The sequence below is a fragment of the Noviherbaspirillum malthae genome (assembly GCF_015352985.1).
Taxonomy (GTDB): Bacteria; Pseudomonadota; Gammaproteobacteria; order Burkholderiales; family Burkholderiaceae_D; genus Noviherbaspirillum; species Noviherbaspirillum malthae.
The window spans coordinates 58,656-79,313 of the sequence record NZ_JACYXF010000018.1 but is presented as its reverse complement, the minus strand read 5'-3'; the positions used below and the strand labels follow the sequence as shown (position 1 = coordinate 79,313).

The following is a 20,658-nucleotide window of genomic DNA, read 5'->3' as shown; positions in this document are numbered from 1 at the left end:
AAGGCTGCCATCGGCCTTCGAATAACCATACTGGATACTGGAGACCTTCAATGCTGACCTTGAAATCGCGCCTTGCCGCTCTCGCCCTGGTGCTGGGCTGCTCGGCAGCTGCCTTGCCGGCGACGGCGCAGAATGTCATCAAGCTCTCGACCACCACCAGCACCGAGAACTCGGGCTTGCTGAAGTACCTGCTGCCGGCCTTCGAAGCGAAAACGAACAGCAAGGTCAACGTCATCTCGGTCGGCACCGGGAAGGCGCTCGAACTGGCGAAGAACGGCGATGTGGATGTCACGCTCGTGCATGCGCGCGCCGCAGAAGACAAGTTCGTCGCAGAAGGCCATGGCGTGAACCGGCGCGACGTGATGTACAACGACTTCATCATCGTCGGCCCGGCCGGCGACCCCGCCGGCATCTCCGGCAGCAAGGACGTCATCGCCGCGATGAAGAAGATCGTGGCCAGCAAGGCGAAATTCATTTCCCGCGGCGACAACTCCGGCACGGATCAGATGGAAAAGGCCTATTGGAAGGAAGCCGACGTCAAACCCCAAGGCAATGCCTACGTCTCGGCAGGTCTGGGCATGGGCGAGGTCCTGAACATGGCTGCGGAAATGCAGGCCTATACCCTGACCGATCGTGCCACCTACGGCGCCTATCGCGCCAAGACCGGCCTGGTGGTTGCAGTCGAAGGCGATACGAAGATGTTCAACCCCTACGGCATCATCGCGGTGAACCCGGCCAAGTACAGGGACATCAATTACAAGGGCGCGATGCAGCTGATCGAATGGATGACTTCCGACGAAGGCCAAAAGAAAATCGCCGATTTCAAGGTGGATGGCCAGCAGCTCTTCTTCCCTTCGGCGAAAGCAGCCAAGTAACGAGCCCATCGTCGCGTCGGGCACATCGGCAAGGCTTGTCCCGGCTGATGCGAGGATCACGCAGATCGGAAGACGGGCGCAGGGCAGGTGCGCCTGCCGCATGACGGGCCGCTGCCCGCTGTCTATCATCTACTTTCTACTGTCCATTGCCGGGACCATTCCAATGAACGACCCGTACCGCATTTCCAGCTTGACGGAACTTGAACGCCTGTACGGCCCGCCGAAGAAGACGGCCCGCCAGGAATCGGACCGCATCGAGCCTGCATTCCAGGCCTTCATCGAGAAGGCGCCGTTCATGGTGCTGGCAACCAACGGCAGCGACGGCCTCGACGCCTCGGCAAAAGGCGATGCCGGAGGATTCGTCCAGGTGCGCGATGCGAAGACCCTGCTGGTTCCGGAGCGAGGCGCGAACGGGCGCAATGACAGTCTGAGAAACATCGTGACCGACCCGCGCGTTGCGCTGATCTTTCTCGTTCCAGGAACGCCGGAATTGCTGAGGATTTGCGGCAAGGCGCATGTGAGCGTCGACCCCGAACTAGTTGCCAGATTTTTTGCCGGTCCGGGGACGGTACGCTCGGTCGTCGTGGTGCAGGTGGAGGAAGCGTTTTTCCAATGTACGCGCGCACTGCAGCGCGCCGGCCTCTGGGATGCCGCTTTCTGATCGGACCAGAAAAGGACCTCGGCTTCCGATGCCAAAACCGCCTTCGGTTGGAACACCTGAAGCAGATGGTTTCAGGAAGGGCACTGGTTGTGCATTGCTATACTGAGCAGCTGCCAACTCCCTTCCGATGTTCAGTTCCTTGCCGTTAGAAAATGAAGAAAAAACCGCTGACGGCACTTATCACTCTGGCAGCCATTGCCGCAGCGGCGACTCCACTCGCACTCTCGGTTTATCTTGCACGGCAGGAAGCGATCCGCGCCACGAAGGATCTGGCGTTCTCCTATGCCGCTGACGTGCTGGCCAGATCCGAGGCCGTGACCGACCAGATTGATGTCGCCATCAAGCGGCTGGCGGCTGCAGGGGCGCAGGACCCGTGTTCGGCCGGCAGCCAGGCGCTGATGAAACAGATCGACCTCTCGTCCAGCTATATCCAGTCGATCGGCTACATCGCCGGCAACCGTCTGATCTGCTCCTCGTTGGGCTCGGAGATTGGCGGGCTGGAACTGGGACCGGTCGACATGGTGAGGCCGTCGGGAGTCAAGCTCAGGTTGAATGTGGAATTTCCCTTTGCAAGGGGATCGAAATTCCTGGCCGTGGAAAGAGACGGGTTCGTTGCAATCATCCACAAGGACCTGCCCATCGATACGACAACGCATGTAAGCGGCGTGGTTCTGGCGACTGTCGCCTATCCCGAAGCCAGGGTCCTGACATCGCGAGGCGTCGTCGAAGCGAAATGGGCTACCGCCGTCGTTGCCGAGTCGAGGACGTTTCTCGACCGGGATCACGTCGTCGCCGTGGCGGCGCCCAGGCGATATTACATCGGCGCGGTTTGCGCGCTTCCTGTTGCAGAACTCGACAAGCGCATCCATGCGCTTTCGCTGGTCATGATACCGGTGGGTTTGCTGGCAAGCATGGCGTTGGCCTGGGCGTTCCTTCAGCTCGCCAAAAGGCGCACTGCGCTGCCGGCCATCATCCGGTGCGCACTCAGAGAGAGGGAATTCTTCCTGGAGTACCAGCCCCTGGTCGAGCTGTCGACCGGGCGCTGGGTCGGCGCGGAGGCGCTGATACGCTGGCGCAGGATGAAGGGCGAAATCATGAAGCCGGATATCTTCATTCCGGTTGCGGAAGAGAGCGGCCTGATCCGTGAGGTGAGCCAGTATGTCGTCGACCAGATCGCCGCCGAGGCAAAGGAGTTGTTTCGACGCTTTCCGGATTTTCATATCGGCATCAACCTGGCGGCAGCGGATCTGCACGACGAATCGACGGTGCTCATGCTAAGAAAGCTCGCCGCTGCAATCGGCGCGCGCCATCACTGCATCATGGTCGAGGCCACCGAGCGCAGCTTCACCAACCACGGTCTTGCGAGTGCGGTGATTGCGCAGCTGAGGGCCGAAGGGTTTCCGGTCGCGATTGATGATTTCGGTACGGGGTATTCCAGCCTGTCGTATCTCGAGAAAGTCAGGTTCGATTATTTGAAGATCGACAAGTCATTCGTCGATACGATCAATACCGGGGCGGCAACGAGCGAAGTCATCCTGCACATCATGGAGATGGCGAAATCCCTCAGGATAGAAATGATCGCCGAAGGTGTCGAGACGGAAGTGCAAGCCCAGTTTCTGCGCGAACGCGGCGTGCAGTACGGGCAGGGCTGGCTCTTCGGAAAACCCATGCGTTTCGAAGACCTGATGCGGGCGCTGGAAGCGTCGCGGCCGGGCATGCCGGGTGGTCCTTCAAACGTATGACGGAAGAGTGCGCAGCAAGCCGGAGTCTCCCTTTCGATGAGCCTGCCGTACTACAGGCGTGGCAAGGGCTGCCGGCGCATGCTCACTCGCCAATTCCGTTCCACTCAAGCAAAAAGGTCCGGACCATTGCGGCCCGGACCTGAGACCTAAACGACCGAATGATCAGTGCCGTGCACGAGCCTGATTGCGCAGGCCCTTCACCTGATCATGGTTCTGCATCACGCCCTGATACTGCCGTTCGACGACGGAGCGGACTTCCACCGGCAGATCCTTGGCCAGCGCATTTTCATAGCTGCGCTTCGCTACGTCCTCGCCGCGTTCGCATTCATTCAGGATCGATTCATCGTCCTTGCCGGTGACAGCCGATTTGATATCGACCCAGCGGCGGTGCAGGGTGCCGCTCAGGCTCGACGAGGTCTCGGGCGAGCCGCCGTATTCCTCGACGATATCCTGCAGTTCGGCTGCTGCGGTTGCGCAGCGGTGCGCGCGGTTTGTGAAATACGTCTTCAATTCAGCGCTGGAAATGTCTTCAGCGCAAGTGCGAAAACCTTCTTCGCCATCTTTGCAAGTTTCAATCAGGTCATTCAAGGTGGAAATGACTTCACTCTTGTCCATGATGGTTCCCTTTCGGTTTCTTTGCTCGTTGCAAATTCATGCAGGCGGAATGCGCTGCACGCTTATCCACATTGATGCATTGACAAGAGAAAAGTTCGCAGCCTATGTACGCGAGATGACATTTACGGGCATACGGTCAAGCAAGGCACACGCTTGATCGCTCCTGCCTGATCGCTGCCGAATTTCAGCTGCCGGATTCATCCGGGGGCGGCAATCGATAGGTTGCCGGCGTGCGGCTGAGCTTGATCGGCGAACCCAGACCCTTGTACCCGTTCGGCATGCTGACAATCAATTCACGGTGGGCTGTATGCGGATGCTCCAGCGCATCCTTGACATCCAGGACAGGTGCGCAGGGAACGCCTTCATTCATCAGCTGCCCGGTCAGGGATTCGCCATCGAATTGCATGAGAAGAGCCGCTAGCCGGCCGCGCAATGCCTCGCGATTGGACGAGCGCGAACCCGCATCGCGAAATTCGGGCTCGAACGCCAGCGAAGGCTCGCCCAGCACCTTGCAAAGGATCTGGAACTGGCGGTCGTTGCCGACAGCAAGATAGATCGCGGAAGTGCGGGTGGGAAAGCTGTCGTAGGGATAGATGTTGGGATGCGCGTTGCCGGTGCGGACCGGCGTCTTTCCGTTCAGGAACCAGTTCGCCGCATGCGGATGCAGCAGCGACAGGCCGCTGTCGTACAAGGCCGCTTCGACGAACTGCCCCTTGCCGCTGCGCTCTCGTTCATTGAGCGCCAGCAGAATGCCGATCACCGCATTCAGGCCCGTCACCATATCCACCACCGGCAGGCCGACGCGAAGCGGTTCTCCGCCGGCGTCGCCGTTGACGCTCATGATGCCGCTCATCGCCTGGATGGCGGCATCATAACCGGGCAGGCCGCCCAGCGGGCCATCTGCACCGAAGCCGCTGACCCGGCAGTGGATCAGGCGCGGAAAACGCTCGGACAAGGCTTCATAGCCCAGTCCCCATTTTTCCAGCGTGCCGGTCTTGAAGTTTTCGAGCAGCACGTCCGCATCCGACAGCAGTTCCAGCAGCGTTGCCCGGCCGTCTTCCCTGCTCAGGTCGAGGCGCATGCCGCGCTTGTTCCGGTTCAGGCCGAGATAGTAGGAGGCGACTCCATTCAGGAAAGGCGGCCCCCATGTACGGGTATCGTCGCCCTGGGGCGGCTCGACCTTGAGCACGTCGGCGCCGTGGTCGCCGAGAATCTGGCCGCAATACGGCCCACCGAGGATGCGCGAGACGTCGATCACTTTGAGCCCTTGAAGGGCTCCTGCAGATAAGCTTGTCATGGGGTTCAATCCAGTTGTGCGCCCGATGTCTTGACGACTTCCTTCCAGCGGCTGACTTCGCTGGTCATGAAGGCATGCAGGCTTTCCGGGTCATTTTTGGCAGCCATCTCCAGCCCTTGCTTCTCCAGCGATTTCGCCAGTTCGGGCCGCTTCAGCGCGGCGGCGAATGCGCGATGCAGGTGCGTGACGACATCAGGCGGCGTGCCGGCGGGCGCGACGATGCCGAAGAAGACGCTGACGTCGAAACCCTTCACGCCCTGTTCGGCAACGGTAGGCACGTCGGGAAGCGCGCGCGACGGTTCGGCAGTGGTCACGCCGAGCACGCGCAGTTTTCCGGTCTTGATGAAAGGCAGCGCGGTGAGCACATCGGTGAATGCCATCGACACATGGCCGGCGATGAGGTCATTGAGCGCAGGGCCGGTGCCTTTGTACGGGACATGCACGAAATCCGTTCCCGCCATCTTGTTGAACATGACGCCGGCAAGATGGGACGATGCGCCGTTGCCGGAAGAGGCATAGGTCAGCTTGCCGGGATTGGCCTTGGCGTAGGTGATGAGTTCCTTGACGTTCTTCGCCGGCAGGCTGGGATGCACGACGAGCACATTGGGCAGGTAGCCCAGATTGATGATGGGCGCAAAGCTGCGCAGGGGATCGTAGCTGATCTTCTTGTAGAGGCTCGCATTGATGGCGAGCGGACCCGATGTGCCGAAGAGCAGCGTCTGGCCGTCGGCCGGCGCACGGGCGACGAAGTCGGCTCCGATGTTGCCGCCCGCGCCGGCGCGGTTGTCGACGATGACGGTCTGCCCGAGTATGTCCTTGAGTTCATGGGCGATGGAGCGCGCCATGGCATCGGTCGGGCCGCCCGGTGCGAACGGAACCACCAGCGTGACGGGTTTGCCCGATGCGGCGCCCTGGGCCAGCACGCTGGCATGGGTGACGATGCAAAGCAGGCCGCTAAGAACGATGGAAGCGATTTTCACTGTTGTCTCCTTGTTTGCCTGTGCCAGGCGTTGTTTTATTGGTCGAGCAGGTTCAGGGTTGCCGGATCGGCTTTTGCATCGTCGTCAAACAGCAGTTCCATGCCTGCATTGCTTTGGGACCGGAGCGGATCACGGGCCGTGAGCCGATGCAGGATGACCATCTGCGACAGCGCCATGCGCCTGGATGAGCCGATCTTCCCGGCTTCCCATGCCATCGCCACCGCCGAGGTCAGGTGATACAGCGCCGATGCCGCCTGGCGCGCAAGGTGGCCGGCTTCCGTCCCGGCCGCTTCTTCGGCCAGCCTGGACGCTCCGTTGATGAGCGAGTCGATCCTGGCCCGCACGGCGGGATGCATATGGGTTTGCTGCAGCAGCGAAGACAGATGCGCCTGCAGGACGGTCAGCGAATCCTCCCTGACAATGGCGCGAATCACATCCTGCGCCACGATATTGCTGGTGCCCTCCCAGATCGAGCCGAGATGGGAATCCCTGACCAGGCGCGCATCGCTCCATTCCTCGATATAGCCGCAGCCGCCGCGCACCTCCATCGCATCGCCCGTGACCCGGCGCGCATCGCGGCAGGCACGGAATTTCAGCATCGGCGTCAGGATGCGCACCAGCGCGTAGGCCTTGGCGTCTCCGCCATCGGAGCGCCGCAAGGCATCGGCGGCCTGGAACATCATGCTGCGGGCCTGCTCGCCCGGCAGCATGATCTTGGCAAGCTGGCGCTGCATCAGCGGCATGTCGATCAAGCGCTTGCCGAAGGCCTTGCGGTGGCGCGCGATATACAGGGCTTCCGCCGCGGCGCGGCGCATCATGCCTGCTGCACGCACGCCGTTGGAAAGGCGGGAATTGTTCACCATGTCCGCCATCTGCACGAAGCCGCGGCCGAGTTCGCCGACCAGGTAGGCGGTTGCGCCTTCCAGGCGGATCTCTCCGCTGGCCATCGAACGGGTGCCGAGCTTGTCCTTGAGGCGGATGATGCGATACGAATTCGGCGATCCGTCTTCCAGACGGCGCGGCAGCAGGAACAGGGACACGCCCCGCATGCCTTCCGGCGCGCCCTCCACGCGAGCCAGAACCATCGCCAGCGCCGCATCCGGATTCGAGCAGAACCACTTGTCTCCGGTGAGCTTCCAGACATCGCCGTCGCGCCGTGCCATGGTTGCGGTCGCGGCGATGTCGGACCCGGCGCCTTGCTCGGTCATGAACATCGCACCCTGTGCGAGAGCATCGAGATCCTGCGCCGTCAGCGCCGGAAGGTATTTCTCCACCAGCGCAGGGTCGCCGAACTTGCGCAGGGTACGCGTCAGGGAATCGGTCATCGATACCGGGCAGCAAAGGCCGAACTCGGCCTGCACGAACAGGAAAGTCAGTGCGTATTTCGCAGCGGCCGGCATGGGAGCCGGCCAGCCGAGCACGCCGCCCCGGTGCGACATCGCGGCCAGGCCGAACTCGGAATAGGCCAGCCTTTCCATTTCGATGTAAGCGGGATGCTTGACGATCTTCTGCAGATCCTTGCCGGTGCGGGTGCGATGCTGCAGCGTGGGCGGATTCTGGTCGGAGGTGTGCGCAAGCGTATCGAGAAGCCCCCCGGCGAATTCGCCGAGCCGATTGAGATGGGGCTTGAGGTGGCGGACGAGATCTTCAGGAAGATAAACATTCAGCAGCGACTCCATGTCCCGGTCTTCCAGGAAGGAATTGGTGCCGAACCGGTCGGGAATCGCCTCTTCGTACAAGCCGTCGCGCGCATTCATGGTCTCTCTCCAGTCTCTGGTATTGAAGTCCGGATCATTGTGCTGCCGGTGACGATACGCGTCAAATATTGATTTAGAATGGTTCGATATTTATATTTAATGGATGATCCATGGAATTCCGGCATCTCAAGTACTTCGTCGTGCTCGCCGAAGAGCTGCATTTCGGCCGGGCGGCCAAGCGCCTGGCGATCTCGCAGCCGCCGCTCAGCCTTAACATCCAGCAACTCGAAGCCTCGCTCGGTGCCAGCCTGTTCGAGCGCAACAGCAAGTCGGTGAAGCTGACGCCGGCCGGGATTGCCTTTCGGGATGTTGCGCTTCGCCTGCTGGCCGAAGCCGAAGAAGGCAAGGAAAAGGTGCGGCAGATTGCAAAGGGGGCGGGCAGCCGGGTACGTATCGGCATGGTGGGGTCGATGCTGTTCCGCGAGCTTCCGGAGCGGTTGACCGCGTTTCAGAAACTCCATCCGCGCGTGGACATCGTTCTTTCCGAGGGCAATTCCAGCGAGCAGGTCGATGCGCTGATACGGGGGCAGATCGATCTCGCATTCGTTCACACCGCGCGCATGCCGAGAGAGCTCAGCAAGGCGCTTTATGCCTCCGAACCTTTCGTCTGGTGCCTGCCTGCCAATCACCGCGCGGCGGCCAAGAAGGCGATCGATCTCGGCCTTCTTTCGGATGAGCCGCTCGTCATGTTTTCCCGCGGCGCTTCGCCGGATTACTATCAGCGCATCCTCGCGCTATGCGAGGAGCAGGGCCTGCAGCCCACCGTCAGGCACGAGGTGCGCCACTGGCTGAGCGTCGTGTCGCTCGTGTCGAAAGGCATGGGCATTGCGCTGGTGCCGAGCGCACTGGCGGGCGCCGGCATCAGCGGCGTGAAATTCGTTCCTGTCGGCGCATCCAGATACCGTTCGGAAGTGTATGCGGTCTGGGACGAGCGGCAGATGCCGGCAGTTCTGCCGACCTTGATCCAAGCCCTCAACAAACCCTGAAGGCGGCTTGAAAACCGGCCGGCGAACCGTTGGGGGAAGAGAGTGCGACCCGGGCCCGTGTCATTCGCCATGGCCCGGGAGCGGCTTATCCGCCCGCCTTGTCGCCGGGTCTTGCCAGCAGCGTCCTGATTGCCGCTTCCATCTCCTCATATCCGCCTTCCCCGAAGTGCTGGTGCATGATGCGGCCGTTCCTGTCGATCAGGTAGGACGCGGGCCAATACTGGTTGCGGTAGGCATTCCAGGTGGCGTACTGGTTGTCCTGGGCGATCGGATAGCCGACGCCGAAACGCCTGGCGGCAGTTTTAACATTGTTCGTACTGCGTTCGAATGCGAATTCCGGCGTATGGACGCCGACCACGACCAGGCCCTGATCCTTGTACTTCTCGTGCCACTTCGTGACATGGGGCAGGGTGCGCAGGCAGTTGATGCAGGAATAAGTCCAGAAATCGACCAGCACCACCTTGCCCCGCAAGTCCTTCATGGTCAGGGGAGGGGAATTCAGCCAGGTTTCGATGCCGGTGAATTCCGGGGCCGGACCGCGGTCGACGAGGGCCGGCGTCGAGGCTTGCGCCGACAGGGCCAGGACAAGCGCGGCGAATCCCGCACCCCATTTTGCCTTTGAAAATAATTGCATGATGTCTCCTTATGCCAATGTGGAAAGCCAGACGGTGACCAGCGTGTCGTACTGGAAATACATGGCTGCCGCCGTCAGTACGATGAGAACGCCGAAGGTCTGCTGGATCTTGTAGGAGTGAGGCGCAATGCGGCGCACGCGGGCCGCTGCGTATTGCCCGCCATAGGCGATCGCCAGCATGGGAATGCCCGCGCCGGCCGCATAGGAAAGCAACAGCAGCGCAGCGCCTCCGGGATCCTTGGCGGCGGCGACGAGGGCGAGAATGGAGCCGAGCGCCGGCCCGGCGCAGGGCGTCCAGACGGCGCCCATGCTTGCACCCAGCACCAGTCCGCCCAGGTTGCCCGGTCCCGCCCGGGACGCAACGCCGTCGATCCGGTTGAGCAGGCCGCCCATGCGCACGCCGAGCAGCTGGAACGGGCGCGGCCAGACCATCAGCGCACCGAAGACCAGGAGCATCAGGATGGCGCCATTGCGCAGCGTTTCCGCAGACAGGCCGATGGCACTCGAGACGCTGCCGAAAACGAAGGCAATGCCCGAAAAGGCGGCAATGAAGCCGAGCACAATGCAGGCGGGCCGCAGCCGGCCGCCTTCCCTGACGGCCGCTCCGAGCAGGATCGGCAGCATGGGGAGAATGCACGGCGCGGCCACTGTCAGCAGGCCGGCCGAGAAAGCCAGCGGCAGTTCCACCATTGGATCCGCGGCCATCATTGCGGTTCTCCCGGCACCTCGGATGTGCGGCGCCATACCTGGGTCTTGCCGAACAGCGGCAGTCCCTTGTAGGCGCGGACCTTCAGCTGGCCGGGCGCCAGCAGTTCAATCAGGCAATCATAGGTCTGGCCGTCTTCCCGGTTATAAATCTGCCCCTTCCATTCTCCGTTCCCGGAGGGCATGAAGCCGGACAGCACTTGCATGCCAATGGCGGAGCGCCCGTCGGCCGCCTGCATGTCGGTGCCGGGGCGGCTCATCGAGCGGTTGGCGATCACCCGGACGACGGTTCCGCACAGGGCTTCGCCGCAGGGCGCGATGTCGATTTCGAGATTGCCGCTTTCGGTGATCCAGCGACCGGATTCGGCGGCCGGCGCTCCGGCGGCCGGCGCTCCGGCGGCATGTGCCTGCACTGCGCAGGCAGCAGCAGCGAAAATGGCCGCGCGGACAATGATGCTTTTCATGGTGTGGCTCCAGGATGGTTGGTCGGTGCCGGCCGCAAAGGCCGGTGACGCCATTTCAAGCTCCGGAGTTGTCCGCAATGTGTCCGCAACGGGGCCGCCCTGCAAGCCTGTGTATCTACCCGCACCCGAGATACATTGAGATACATGGCAGCGACAGAAGCCGCCGGAAATCGGCTATAAAGCAGGTATGAACAACCCCGACCACATTTTGATTGTCGACGACGACCGCGAGATACGGGAGCTTTTGGCCGTGTATCTGCAGAAAAACGGTTTCAAGGTCTCGCTGGCTGCCGACGGACGGCAGATGCGCGCGCTGCTCGAACACACCGCCGTCGACCTGATCGTGCTCGACCTGATGCTGCCCGGCGAGGATGGACTCAGCCTGTGCCGCAGCCTGCGCGCCGGCCCGCACAAGGCCATGCCGGTGCTCATGCTGACCGCGCGCGGCGAGGAAACCGACCGCGTCGTCGGCCTGGAGATGGGTGCCGACGATTACCTGACCAAGCCCTTCGCGGCGCGCGAACTGATGGCCCGGATCCAGGCGGTCCTGCGCCGCACGCGCATGCTGCCGCCGAATCTCAGGGTGACGGAAGCGGCGGCCTTCATCGCCTTCGGTGACTGGCGCCTCGACACCACCGCGCGCCACCTGCTGGATGCGAACGGCACGATGGTGGCCCTGAGCGGCGCGGAGTACCGGCTGCTGCGGGTATTCCTCGATCATCCGCAGCGTGTGCTCAACCGCGACCAGCTGCTCAACCTGACCCAAGGGCGGGACGTGGACCTGTTCGACCGGTCCATCGACCTGCTGGTCAGCCGGCTGCGGCAGCGCCTGGGCGACGATGCGCGCGGCGCGCGCTATATCAAGACGGTCAGGAACGAGGGTTATGTGTTCTGCGCCGCGGTCGATCTCATCGCAGGCGGGCAATGACGAGCCGCTGGCCGCGCGTGCTGCCGCGCTCCCTGTTCGGCCGCCTGATGCTGATACTGCTTTGCGGGTTGGCCGCCGCACAACTGCTGACCTTCGGCCTGCTCTGGTACGAGCGAACGCGCGCCTCGCAATCCATGATGGCGGCTTACCTTGCAAGGGATGTCGCCAGTTCCATCGCCATACTCGAACGCGTGCCGCCGCAGGAGCGGGCCTCGTGGCTGCAAAGGCTCGATCGCCGGAATTACCGCTACCGTCTGGGGGCGGTCCCCGGAGGGAAGGAGCAGGCCGGCGAGCTTGACCCAACCATTGCCGCCAGCCTTGCCGCGGTTCTCGGGCCGGCTTACCGCATCGGTATCGATGCCTCGCCTGGCGACGGACGGCCGCGCCTGCGCCTGCAGCTGCATGACGGCACGCCCCTGGCCATCGAGCTGAATCCGGCTTCCATGCCGCTGGCCGAATGGCTGCCCGCGCTGCTCGCCGCGCAGCTTGCATTGATCGTTCTTTCCTGCTTGCTTGCGGTCCGCATTGCAACCCGTCCGCTGGCGCAGCTGGCGCAAGCTGCAGAAGCCATCTCTCCCGAAAGCGCCGCCCAGCCTGTCGCGGAACACGGTCCCGCCGAGGTGGCGAAAGCCGCGCGCTCTTTCAATGCCATGCAGGCGCGCATCGCACAGCACCTGCAGGAACGCACCCGGATTCTCGCCGCCATCTCGCATGACCTGCAGACGCCGGTCACGCGCATGCGGCTGCGAACCGAATTGATGGAGGAAAGCGCAGAGCGCAGCAAGTGGCAGGCCGATCTCGATGCGATGCAGTCGCTGATACAGGAAGGCATCGCCTATGCGCGCAGCGCGCATGCGGCCACGGAACAGCCGATGCAGGTCGATATCGACGCCTTGCTGCATGCGCTCGCATCCGATTACCAGGATGCCGGGCAGGCCGTTGAATTGCATGGCGCCGCGCACAGGAAACTGACGACCCGGCCGCAGGCGCTGCGCCGCATCGTGTCGAACCTGGTCGACAATGCGCTCAAGTTTGCGGGCAGCGCCGACATCGAGGTCACTGCCGCCGATGGGCGAATATCGATTGCGGTGCTCGATCGCGGCCCTGGCATTCCCGAGCATGAACAGGCGGCCGTCCTGCAGCCTTTCTATCGACTGGAGAGCTCCCGCAATCCGGAAACCGGAGGCAGCGGCCTTGGCCTGGCGATTGCCCAGCAGCTCAGCGCCGCGCTCGGCGGCGAGCTGACCATTGCCAATCGCAAAGGGGGCGGGCTGCGGGCAAGCCTGGACTTGCCGCTGCCTGCGTTGCCGGAGAAGCAGGCCTAGCAGCAATCAGCCTCAGGCTTTTATTCCAGCCGTGCACCGGATTGCTTCACAAGCCTGGTGTGCTTTTCAAGTTCGGTCTTGAAGAATTGCGCAGCCGACTCCGGTGCGCTGCCGATAACCATGATGCCCTGCGCCGCCAGGCTGTCCTGCACTTCCTTTGTGCCCAGCGCGGTTTTGGTATCGCCATAGAGCTTGTTCACCGTCGCCGCGGGAAGGCCGGCCGGTCCGATCAACGCAATCCAGGCATCGAAGCTGTAATTCGGCAACCCTTGTTCAGCAACGGTCGGCACATCGGGCAGCACTGTCGAACGCTTGGACGTGGAAACCGCGATCGCCCGCAATTTCCCGGCCTTGATGTGGGGCGCCACCGCCGTCACAGACACGAAGCCCATCTGCACCTGGCCGCCGAGCAGGTCGTTGGTCAGCGGGCCGGTGCCGCGATAAGGAATATGGCGCAGATCGACACCGGCCTCACTCTTGAACAGTTCGCCCGCCAGGTGCAGCGAGCTGCCATTGCCCGCCGAGCCATAGTTCAGCTCGCCCGGCTTTTCCTTGGCGAGCGCGATGAGTTCCTTCAGGTCTTTCGCCGGCACGGAAGGATGCGTGACCAGCACCAGCGGCACGGTGCCGATGACCGAGATCGGCGTAATGTCCTTGATCGCATCGAACGGAACCGATTTATAGATGCTCGGATTGATGACATGATTGGATGACACCATGCCGATGGTCATGCCATCCTTGGGGGCGCGCACCAGCTGCGCGGTGCCGGTCAGGCCGCCCGCACCGACCAGGTTTTCCACCACCACCGGATGTCCCATGGACTTCGCATACTGGTTGGCCATGACGCGGGCAATCGCATCCACCGTCGAACCCGCAGTCAGGGGCACGATCAGGCGCACGGATTTCTCGCCCATGACCTGCGCCGATGCGGTCAGCAGCGGTGCAGCCAGCATGGTGCCGACGATTGCGCCGACGAGGCGGCGCCTGTTGAAAAACTTGTTCATGTGTTGTCTCCTTCACTCTCGTGGAAGTATTTTTTAATGTGAAAAGCGCTCGCGCAGTTCGGCGAACGAAAGCAGTTCGCCGGCGATTGCGCTTGCCGCCACGGTCGGCGGACTGGCGAGCCAGACCTGGCCCGGCCCCGAACGTCCGGGGAAATTGCGATTGATGGCGCTCACCGTTACCTGGCTTGCCTCGGTCGATGAGCCTGGTCCGCAGTTTGCGCAGGCGCCGCAGGCAGGCTGCAGCATTTCCGCGCCGACCTGTTCGAAGGCGGCGAGATAACCCTTGCCGATGCAGTAGTCGCGTACGGCCGCGGTGCCGAACTGCAGGTAGAGCTTCACGTTCGGCGGCACGCGCAAGCCCTGTTTCGCAGCCCAGGACAGCACTTCATGGTAATGATCGAAGTCCTCGCGCTTGCCGGCGGTGCAGGAGCCGCCATAGGCGATATCGAGCTTCACGCGTTCCTTCAGGCTGCCCAGCGCAACGCCGTTGCCGGGATCGCCGGGCGCAGCGACCATGGGCGTCACCGCGCTGCAATCGATGCGTATGGTGTCGGCATAGTGCGCGCCCGGATCGCTGCGCATCCACGGTTCGATCTTGAATTCGACGCCGCGCCGCTCGCGCAGGAAGCGCACGGTTTCCTCATCGGGCGCGACGATGCCGGTGAAGCCGCCGAGCTCGGCCGTCATGTTGGTCAGCGTTGCCCGTTCGTCGGTCGACAACTGCGAAATCGCATTGCCGCCGAATTCGAATATCTTGCCCACGCCTGCGCCGGCCTTGATCTTCGGATCGGACAGCAGATGCAGGACCAGGTCCTTGGCGGTAACGCCGGGAGGAATGTCGCCATGCAGATCGATGCGCAAGGTTTCCGGCATCGTCATGCGCACCGCGCCGGTGACCATGCTGTTGGCCATGTCGGTGGTGCCGACGCCGAAGGCAACGCATCCGACCGCGCCGCTGTGCGGGGTATGCGAATCGGTGCCGACGACGACATTGCCCGGCAGCGCATACAGTTCCGCCATCATTGCGTGGGAAATGCCCTGCGAACCGCCTTCGCGTCCTTCGATTCCATCCAGATAGCCGTGGGATCGCACGCCGTAATCGCTGACGAAGGCGCGATGCGCATCAGACAGGTTGCGCACGTCGTTCAGCAGGCCGTTGGCAATATGCACGGGACTGCGGTGCGAATACGACAGGTGATCTTCGAAGGCGATGATGGATTGCGGCTCATGCAGCGTCACCGGCTTGCCGAAGGTGGCATGCAGCATGTGCGTGCACATGCCCGTGTAGTACTCGTGAATGAAGCGCCAGTCGGCGCGCACGAAGCCGCCGTCGCCCGGCTTCAGGCTGGCCTCCACGTCGGCGGTTCGCACCAGGTGGCGCTGCAGTATCTTCTCGGCCAGCGTGCGCGGCGTCGAATCCGAACCGACCTTGGCCAGCGATATCGTGCGCATTCGTTCCTGCCCATAGCGCAGCAGGCCGCCGTGGCGCAGTATCGCCGCGGCCAGCCTGTCGCGCGAGGCGACAATCTCTTCGATATCGATGCCTTCGCCGCGGCGGATGCGATCGATCAGGCTGAAATCCGTGGAGGTGAACAAGCCGACATTGTCGGCATTCTGGCGATAGATCCGTTCGAAGCTCTCCGCGATCACGAGCCGGATGCCGGCCGTGCGTTCGGCAACCGGGCTGTGTTCGCGCGACGAACCCTTGCCGTAGCGCTTGCCGGCCACGGTCACGCTGAAGCCGCCGTTCCTGACGGCGTCCTTGACGACGGGAAGCTGCGAGCCGGCCTTGAATCCGAGATAGGGATAGCGGCCCAGGCGCTCGTCGTAATACGCGAGTACCGGAATCGGCGTGATTTCGTCGGTTGATACATCGTCGCGCAGCGGGCCTGCCTGCGCAGGCGAAAGATCCTTGCCTTCAAGCTGCGCCGTGACTTTTTCGGGATCGGCGCTGAGGAAGAGCATGCGGCCGTTGAAGTTCAGTGTCGTCATCTAAGTCTCCTGTGAACGAATCTACACGCCGGACCGGGCAAGCTGAAGTGCTGAATGGCCAAGGCAGGCATCGCGGCATGCGATGCCGGGGCAGGCTACGCCGAGAGGCGTTTCACAGGCTGATCGGACGGTCCGTCGTGATCAGGCCGTCTTCGTCGGCATAGAGCCAGTGTCCGGGAAGGAAACGCATGCCATGGAGTGTCAGGGGGATATCCCGCATGACCGGTATCGATTCCGGCCAGCGGGGGCGCGAGGGCAGGCTTCCCAGCGCATGAACGCCGAGCGCAATATTTTTCAGCGCCGCAACGTCCCGTATGTAGCCGTGCAGAACGACGCCAGACCAGCCGTTGTCGAGCGCAAGCTGGCCCATCCTGTCGCCGAGCAGCGCCCATTGCGCATCGATGCCATTGCCTTCGACCACGAGTACGCGCCCCAGGCCGGTTTCGGAAAGAATGTCGCGCAAGCGCAGCGCGGAGGTACCCGCGGCGGCAGCCGTCGTGATTTCACCGCTGTAGCAGTGCTTTCCTCCAAAAGACTTCAGGCCCGGCCTTGCGACCTGCAGATGCACTTCGGGACGGTCCATGCACGCGTCATGCAGGTCGGAAGTCGAGAACGGATTCATGATGACAGGCGAAGAGTGGCAAGTCGCCGGATGATCGCCTGCCTTGAGCCTGAGATCAAAACGTGGATCGGCATTGCAGGCATCTCGAAATGTGATGCCTGCAATGCCGATCCACGGGCGGTTCAGGAACGCCTCAGCAGCGCTGCGCCAGGAAATTGACGAGCGTGGCCGCAGTTGCATTCAACTGCTCGCGCGACCGGTAAATGATCACGAGCTCGCGAGTGGCCCATGCATCGCTGAGAGGAACGAGATTCACGTTGAGCGTATTGACGTACAGTTCTCCAACCTGATGGGGAACGACGGCAATGCCCAGTCCCGCGTGCACCATGCGGCACAATGCATCCAGGCTGCCGACGCGGATCTTTACCGCAAGTTCGCTGCCGAGGGCCGCAGCTTCCCGTGCGAGAAGCATGGTCAATGCGCTGTCCCGGCGCAGGCCGACAAAACTTTCTGCCAGCAGGTCCGCGAGCCGCAGCTTGGTCGCATCAGCGAGCGGGTGCGTCTGGGGAAGCATGACCGACAGGCGGTCGGTGCGGTAATGCACATGCTCGAATTCCTCGATGCCGGCGATCGCATTGCAGATGCCGAAGTCGGCGCCTCGCTCGGCAAGCAGGCGTATCACCTCGACGGTGTTGTATTCCTCGATGTCAATATTTACTTCCGGAAAAATGCGCTGGTAGGCTGCAATGTCTTCGGGAAGGAACTGGACGATGGATGACAGGTTCGCGATGATCCTGACATTGCCCTTTGCGCCGATGAAGTACTGCGACAGTTCGGCGCCGAGAGACTCGATGTTGCCGATGACGGCGAGCGCATGACGCAGTACCGTTTCACCCACCGGCGTCACGGTGATGCCGCGCGACTGTCTCTGGATCACCGGCAGGCCGATGACATTCTCGATATCCGCAATGCGGCGGCTGACGGCCGAAGGCGCGATGAACTCGCGTTCCGCCGCGCGGGCGATGTTCTTTTCCTGGCAGACGGCGACGAACAGCCGAAGGGAGGTCAGGTCAAGCTTGCGAAGGAGATTATCCATGGACTTCGACGGAATGCGAATGAAAAGGCAACTTGTCCAAGTGTATTCCACTTCGAAATGCATGGCTGTTTTTGCATCGAATACGAATCGTCTTTCCGCCGTGCCGCGTGCAGGAGGACATGCCTGCCTTGTTGGCATGCGTCTACTAGAGGGCTTGAGTAAAATACAGGGTTTGCCATCCCGGCCTCTATGCCGGCCTTTCGGCGGTCGAGATTTTCGGTCACCCGCCGCCAACGATTCCTAGTCGCCTCTTACTAATCTGCCCATGACGAAGAAAGCAGCTTCATCGCTGGATAGCAACCTCCACGACCGCCAACTGTCCCTGCTTGTGTCAGGCATCAGCGATTTCGCGATCTACCTGATTTCGCCGGAAGGCCTCGTCAGCAGCTGGAATGCGGGTGCGGAGCGGTTCAAGGGATATTCCGCGGATGAGATCATCGGGCAGCATTTCGGACGCTTCTACACGCCCGAGGATCAGGCTGCCGGCATACCTTTGCAGGCGCTGGAGCGCGCCCGAAAGGAGGGCAAGTTCGAAGCCGAGGGATGGCGGATGCGCAAGGACGGCTCGCGCTTCTGGGCGCATGTGGTCATCACCCCCATCCATGACGACGACGGCCGCTTTGTCGGCTTCGCGAAGGTCACGCGCGACATTACCGAGCGCCGCAACGCAGCCAGGGCGCTCGAGGAAGCTCACGAACGATTGCTCAGGCAGCAGGCCGGACAGTACCGCGATCTGCTGCGCCTGTTCGAGCAGGCGCCGGGCTTCGTGTGTTTCTTCCGCGGCCCGCTGCATGTCTACGAGCTGCAGAACAAGGCGCATCACCGGCTTGCCGAATACAAGGACATCATCGGCAAGCCCGTGCGCGAGGCGCTTCCCGAACTGGAAGGGCAGGGGTTTTTCGAACTGCTGGATCAAGTATTCACAACGGGAAAGCCATATGTCGGTCGAGCACTGCCCCTCGCGGTGAAGCCGGCGGACGGCAAGGCGGCGGAGCAGCGCTATATCGATTTTGTCTACCAGCCCATCTTCGGAGACGAAGGCGAGATTGTCGGCGTATTTTCCCAGGGCAGCGACGTCACCGAGCAGGTACGGGCCCAGGTCGAAGTGCAGCGCAAGCAGACCGAACTCGAGGCGCTGCTTGCAGAGCGAACCAAGACGCTGGAGGAAACGCGCAAGGCCCTGATCCTGGTCCGCGAACTGCAGGGCGACAAGCGGCACCTGCTGCAACTGTTCGATCAGGCGCCGGGTTTCATCTGCGTGTTGAACGGGCCCAACCATGTATTCGAGATCGCCAACAAGGCCTACCTCGCGCTTGTCGGAACGCGTGACCTGCTGGGCAGGCCGGTGCATGAAGCCTTGCCGGAAGTGAAATCGCAGGGCTTCGTCGAGCTTCTCCACAAGGTGTATGCCACGGCGGAGCCTTTCATCGGCCGCGGACTGCCGCTGACGGTGCAGCCCGATCCGAAGGAGCCGGCCATCGTCAGGTATGTCGACTTTGTCTACCAGCCCGTGATCGGGCCCGACGGATCGGTGATCGGCATCTTCGTCCAGGGCAACGACGTGACCGAATACAAGGCCGCGCAGGACGAGGTGAGGCGCTATCAGGCGGATCTGGAACGTCTGGTTGTGGAACGCACCCGGAAACTGGAAGAGATGCAGCTCGCGCTTCAGCGTTCGCAGAAGCTGGAAGCGGTCGGCAAACTGACCGGCGGCGTGGCGCATGACTTCAACAACATCCTGCAGGTCATTGCCGGCAACCTGCAGCTGCTGCAGATCGGCGCCTCGGCGATGCGAAGCGATACCGCCATGCAGACGCGGCTGCAAAGCGCGCTCGATGCCGTCGAGCGCGGAGCGAAACTGTCATCGCAGCTGCTCGCCTTCGCGCGCCGCCAGCCGCTGCAGCCCACAGTACTCAACCCGACGCGGCTGATTCGTGCAATGGATGACCTGATCCGGCGGGCCATCGGCGAAATGATTCATGTGGAGACGATTGCGGCAGGCGGGTTATGGAACACCCTCGTCGATCCGCATCAGCTCGAAAACGTGATTCTCAATCTGGTCATCAATGCGCGCGACGCCATGCCGCAGGGCGGGAAGCTGACCATCGAAGTCGGGAACACCATGCTCGATGACGAGTATGTCTCCGGCGAAGGCGACCTGCGCCCGGGCCAGTATGTGGTCTTCGCCATCTCCGATACCGGCACGGGCATGACGCGCGAAGTCCTAGAAAGGGCGTGCGATCCCTTCTTCACAACCAAGCCGGAAGGGGTGGGCACCGGACTCGGCCTTTCGATGGCCTACGGCTTCGTCAAGCAAAGCGGCGGCCATCTCAAGATTTACAGCGAGGTGGGCCATGGCACCACCATCAGGATGTACTTCCCGCGCGCCTACGATGCCGAACTCGACGTAACGCCCAGTTCAACACCGGCCGCCGCCGCCAGCGGCACCGAGACGATACTCGTCGTCGAAGACGATCTTGCCGTTCAGCGCACCGTGGTCGAAATTCTGAGCAGTCTCGGCTATCGCGTCCTGAAGGCCGATAATGCGGAGAGTGCGCTCGTCGTGCTGAAAAGCGGCCTTCCCATCGACCTGCTGTTTACCGACGTGGTGATGCCTGGCGAGCTGCGAAGCCCCGAGCTTGCCCGCCAGGCGAAGTTGCTGCATCCAAACATCGAGGTGTTGTTTACTTCCGGCTATACCCAGAACGCAATCGTTCACGGCGGCCGGCTGGACCCCGGTCTGCAGCTCCTGACCAAGCCCTACAGGCGCGAACAGCTTGCGGCCAAGATCCGGCAATTGCTGAACAAGGGCGAATGAGCCTTCGGCACGGGGCACCATGAATCCCGGGCTTTATATCTGATTGCATACGCTCGGCGGTCCATGCCGCGCCGGACTTGGTGCCGCACAGGTTGTTGAAATGCGCCTTGGCTTAAAGTGAGTCAAACGCCCGGGTCGTTCTCTGTTGCATATCATGCAACAAGCATCTACACTGAATTTCAGTCTGAAGAGGCCAGACATTTGGCGTGTCGATTCG

The 20,658-nt window shown here is 62.2% G+C and carries 18 protein-coding genes; 7 read left to right on the top strand and 11 right to left on the bottom strand.

Annotated features, from left to right (window positions below; all coding sequences use genetic code 11):
* Nucleotides 1-50: 50 nt before the first annotated feature.
* From IGW03_RS19380 to IGW03_RS19370, 3 genes are all read left to right on the top strand, one after another.
* On the top strand, nt 51-875 hold the full coding sequence (locus IGW03_RS19380; protein WP_194724181.1) for an ABC transporter substrate-binding protein: 825 nt from the start codon (nt 51-53) through the stop codon (nt 873-875).
* Nucleotides 876-1,038: 163 nt separating this feature from the next.
* A complete protein-coding gene (locus IGW03_RS19375) occupies nt 1,039-1,536 on the top strand; it encodes an MSMEG_1061 family FMN-dependent PPOX-type flavoprotein (protein ID WP_194724180.1) in 498 nt (165 codons plus the stop codon).
* 152 nt (nt 1,537-1,688) lie between these two features.
* Nucleotides 1,689-3,278, top strand: coding sequence for an EAL domain-containing protein (locus IGW03_RS19370; RefSeq protein ID WP_194724179.1), 1,590 nt, complete (start codon nt 1,689-1,691; stop codon nt 3,276-3,278).
* Nucleotides 3,279-3,440: 162 nt separating this feature from the next.
* On the opposite strand, the gene IGW03_RS19365 is transcribed toward IGW03_RS19370, so the two are convergent.
* The 4 genes from IGW03_RS19365 to IGW03_RS19350 form a co-directional block, all read right to left on the bottom strand.
* On the bottom strand, nt 3,441-3,893 hold the full coding sequence (locus tag IGW03_RS19365) for a PA2169 family four-helix-bundle protein (RefSeq protein ID WP_194724178.1): 453 nt from the start codon (nt 3,891-3,893) through the stop codon (nt 3,441-3,443).
* 184 nt (nt 3,894-4,077) lie between these two features.
* Nucleotides 4,078-5,190: a CaiB/BaiF CoA transferase family protein gene (locus tag IGW03_RS19360; RefSeq protein ID WP_194724177.1), complete on the bottom strand. Its 1,113-nt coding sequence runs from the start codon at nt 5,188-5,190 to the stop codon at nt 4,078-4,080.
* A gap of 5 nt (nt 5,191-5,195) precedes the next feature.
* Nucleotides 5,196-6,170: a Bug family tripartite tricarboxylate transporter substrate binding protein gene (locus IGW03_RS19355; RefSeq protein ID WP_438943661.1), complete on the bottom strand. Its 975-nt coding sequence runs from the start codon at nt 6,168-6,170 to the stop codon at nt 5,196-5,198.
* A gap of 35 nt (nt 6,171-6,205) precedes the next feature.
* Nucleotides 6,206-7,927, bottom strand: coding sequence for an acyl-CoA dehydrogenase family protein (locus tag IGW03_RS19350; RefSeq protein WP_194724176.1), 1,722 nt, complete (start codon nt 7,925-7,927; stop codon nt 6,206-6,208).
* 110 nt (nt 7,928-8,037) lie between these two features.
* Here IGW03_RS19350 and IGW03_RS19345 point away from each other — a divergent pair, with 110 nt between their 5' ends.
* Nucleotides 8,038-8,913 (top strand): LysR family transcriptional regulator, encoded by an 876-nt coding sequence (locus tag IGW03_RS19345; protein ID WP_194724175.1) that lies wholly within the window; start codon nt 8,038-8,040, stop codon nt 8,911-8,913.
* Between the two features lie 85 nt (nt 8,914-8,998).
* Here IGW03_RS19345 and IGW03_RS19340 read toward each other — a convergent pair whose 3' ends face one another.
* Genes IGW03_RS19340 through IGW03_RS19330 form a run of 3 tightly spaced genes read right to left on the bottom strand, consistent with a single transcriptional unit; the run spans nt 8,999 to nt 10,716 of the window.
* On the bottom strand, nt 8,999-9,547 hold the full coding sequence (locus IGW03_RS19340; RefSeq protein ID WP_194724174.1) for a thioredoxin family protein: 549 nt from the start codon (nt 9,545-9,547) through the stop codon (nt 8,999-9,001).
* A 9-nt stretch (nt 9,548-9,556) separates the two neighbouring features.
* Nucleotides 9,557-10,255 carry a cytochrome c biogenesis CcdA family protein gene (locus IGW03_RS19335; RefSeq protein WP_228535794.1) on the bottom strand — a complete coding sequence of 233 codons (699 nt, stop codon included), beginning with the start codon at nt 10,253-10,255 and terminating at the stop codon, nt 9,557-9,559.
* Nucleotides 10,252-10,716, bottom strand: a complete 465-nt coding sequence (locus IGW03_RS19330; protein WP_194724173.1) for a DUF2147 domain-containing protein — start codon at nt 10,714-10,716, stop codon at nt 10,252-10,254. Before IGW03_RS19330 ends, IGW03_RS19335 begins: the two co-directional genes overlap by 4 nt.
* A 187-nt stretch (nt 10,717-10,903) precedes the next feature.
* On the opposite strand from IGW03_RS19330, the gene IGW03_RS19325 reads away from it, so the two are divergent.
* Together IGW03_RS19325 and IGW03_RS19320 are read left to right on the top strand one after the other, a co-directional pair.
* Nucleotides 10,904-11,644 (top strand): response regulator, encoded by a 741-nt coding sequence (locus IGW03_RS19325; protein WP_194724172.1) that lies wholly within the window; start codon nt 10,904-10,906, stop codon nt 11,642-11,644.
* The gene (locus IGW03_RS19320) at nt 11,641-12,969 is read left to right on the top strand and encodes an ATP-binding protein (RefSeq protein WP_194724171.1); all 1,329 of its coding nucleotides are present in this window, start codon (nt 11,641-11,643) and stop codon (nt 12,967-12,969) included. Before IGW03_RS19325 ends, IGW03_RS19320 begins: the two co-directional genes overlap by 4 nt.
* A gap of 20 nt (nt 12,970-12,989) precedes the next feature.
* On the opposite strand, the gene IGW03_RS19315 is transcribed toward IGW03_RS19320, so the two are convergent.
* From IGW03_RS19315 to IGW03_RS19300, 4 genes are all read right to left on the bottom strand, one after another.
* Nucleotides 12,990-13,973, bottom strand: coding sequence for a tripartite tricarboxylate transporter substrate binding protein (locus tag IGW03_RS19315; RefSeq protein ID WP_438943660.1), 984 nt, complete (start codon nt 13,971-13,973; stop codon nt 12,990-12,992).
* Between the two features lie 33 nt (nt 13,974-14,006).
* Nucleotides 14,007-15,965, bottom strand: a complete 1,959-nt coding sequence (locus IGW03_RS19310; RefSeq protein ID WP_194724170.1) for an aconitase family protein — start codon at nt 15,963-15,965, stop codon at nt 14,007-14,009.
* Nucleotides 15,966-16,077: 112 nt separating this feature from the next.
* Entirely contained in the window at nt 16,078-16,767 is a 690-nt protein-coding gene (locus tag IGW03_RS19305) for an RraA family protein (RefSeq protein WP_194724169.1), read from the bottom strand.
* The gene (locus IGW03_RS19300) at nt 16,721-17,623 is read right to left on the bottom strand and encodes a LysR family transcriptional regulator (RefSeq protein WP_194724168.1); all 903 of its coding nucleotides are present in this window, start codon (nt 17,621-17,623) and stop codon (nt 16,721-16,723) included. The genes IGW03_RS19305 and IGW03_RS19300 overlap by 47 nt, the downstream gene beginning before the upstream one ends.
* 265 nt (nt 17,624-17,888) lie before the next feature.
* Here IGW03_RS19300 and IGW03_RS19290 point away from each other — a divergent pair, with 265 nt between their 5' ends.
* A complete protein-coding gene (locus IGW03_RS19290) occupies nt 17,889-20,441 on the top strand; it encodes a PAS domain-containing protein (RefSeq protein WP_228535792.1) in 2,553 nt (850 codons plus the stop codon).
* The last annotated feature ends 217 nt before the right edge of the window (nt 20,442-20,658 follow it).

Coding starts and splice junctions, on each gene's coding strand:
- IGW03_RS19300 (WP_194724168.1), bottom strand. CDS start 17,623: ATGGATAATCTCCTTCGCAAGCTTGACCTGACCTCCCTTCGGCTGTTC.
- IGW03_RS19330 (WP_194724173.1), bottom strand. CDS start 10,716: ATGAAAAGCATCATTGTCCGCGCGGCCATTTTCGCTGCTGCTGCCTGC.
- IGW03_RS19360 (WP_194724177.1), bottom strand. CDS start 5,190: ATGACAAGCTTATCTGCAGGAGCCCTTCAAGGGCTCAAAGTGATCGAC.
- IGW03_RS19320 (WP_194724171.1), top strand. CDS start 11,641: ATGACGAGCCGCTGGCCGCGCGTGCTGCCGCGCTCCCTGTTCGGCCGC.
- IGW03_RS19375 (WP_194724180.1), top strand. CDS start 1,039: ATGAACGACCCGTACCGCATTTCCAGCTTGACGGAACTTGAACGCCTG.
- IGW03_RS19340 (WP_194724174.1), bottom strand. CDS start 9,547: ATGCAATTATTTTCAAAGGCAAAATGGGGTGCGGGATTCGCCGCGCTT.
- IGW03_RS19350 (WP_194724176.1), bottom strand. CDS start 7,927: ATGAATGCGCGCGACGGCTTGTACGAAGAGGCGATTCCCGACCGGTTC.
- IGW03_RS19310 (WP_194724170.1), bottom strand. CDS start 15,965: ATGACGACACTGAACTTCAACGGCCGCATGCTCTTCCTCAGCGCCGAT.
- IGW03_RS19345 (WP_194724175.1), top strand. CDS start 8,038: ATGGAATTCCGGCATCTCAAGTACTTCGTCGTGCTCGCCGAAGAGCTG.
- IGW03_RS19365 (WP_194724178.1), bottom strand. CDS start 3,893: ATGGACAAGAGTGAAGTCATTTCCACCTTGAATGACCTGATTGAAACT.
- IGW03_RS19370 (WP_194724179.1), top strand. CDS start 1,689: ATGAAGAAAAAACCGCTGACGGCACTTATCACTCTGGCAGCCATTGCC.
- IGW03_RS19315 (WP_438943660.1), bottom strand. CDS start 13,973: ATGAACAAGTTTTTCAACAGGCGCCGCCTCGTCGGCGCAATCGTCGGC.
- IGW03_RS19305 (WP_194724169.1), bottom strand. CDS start 16,767: ATGCAACTGCGGCCACGCTCGTCAATTTCCTGGCGCAGCGCTGCTGAG.
- IGW03_RS19335 (WP_228535794.1), bottom strand. CDS start 10,255: ATGATGGCCGCGGATCCAATGGTGGAACTGCCGCTGGCTTTCTCGGCC.
- IGW03_RS19290 (WP_228535792.1), top strand. CDS start 17,889: ATGACGAAGAAAGCAGCTTCATCGCTGGATAGCAACCTCCACGACCGC.
- IGW03_RS19325 (WP_194724172.1), top strand. CDS start 10,904: ATGAACAACCCCGACCACATTTTGATTGTCGACGACGACCGCGAGATA.
- IGW03_RS19380 (WP_194724181.1), top strand. CDS start 51: ATGCTGACCTTGAAATCGCGCCTTGCCGCTCTCGCCCTGGTGCTGGGC.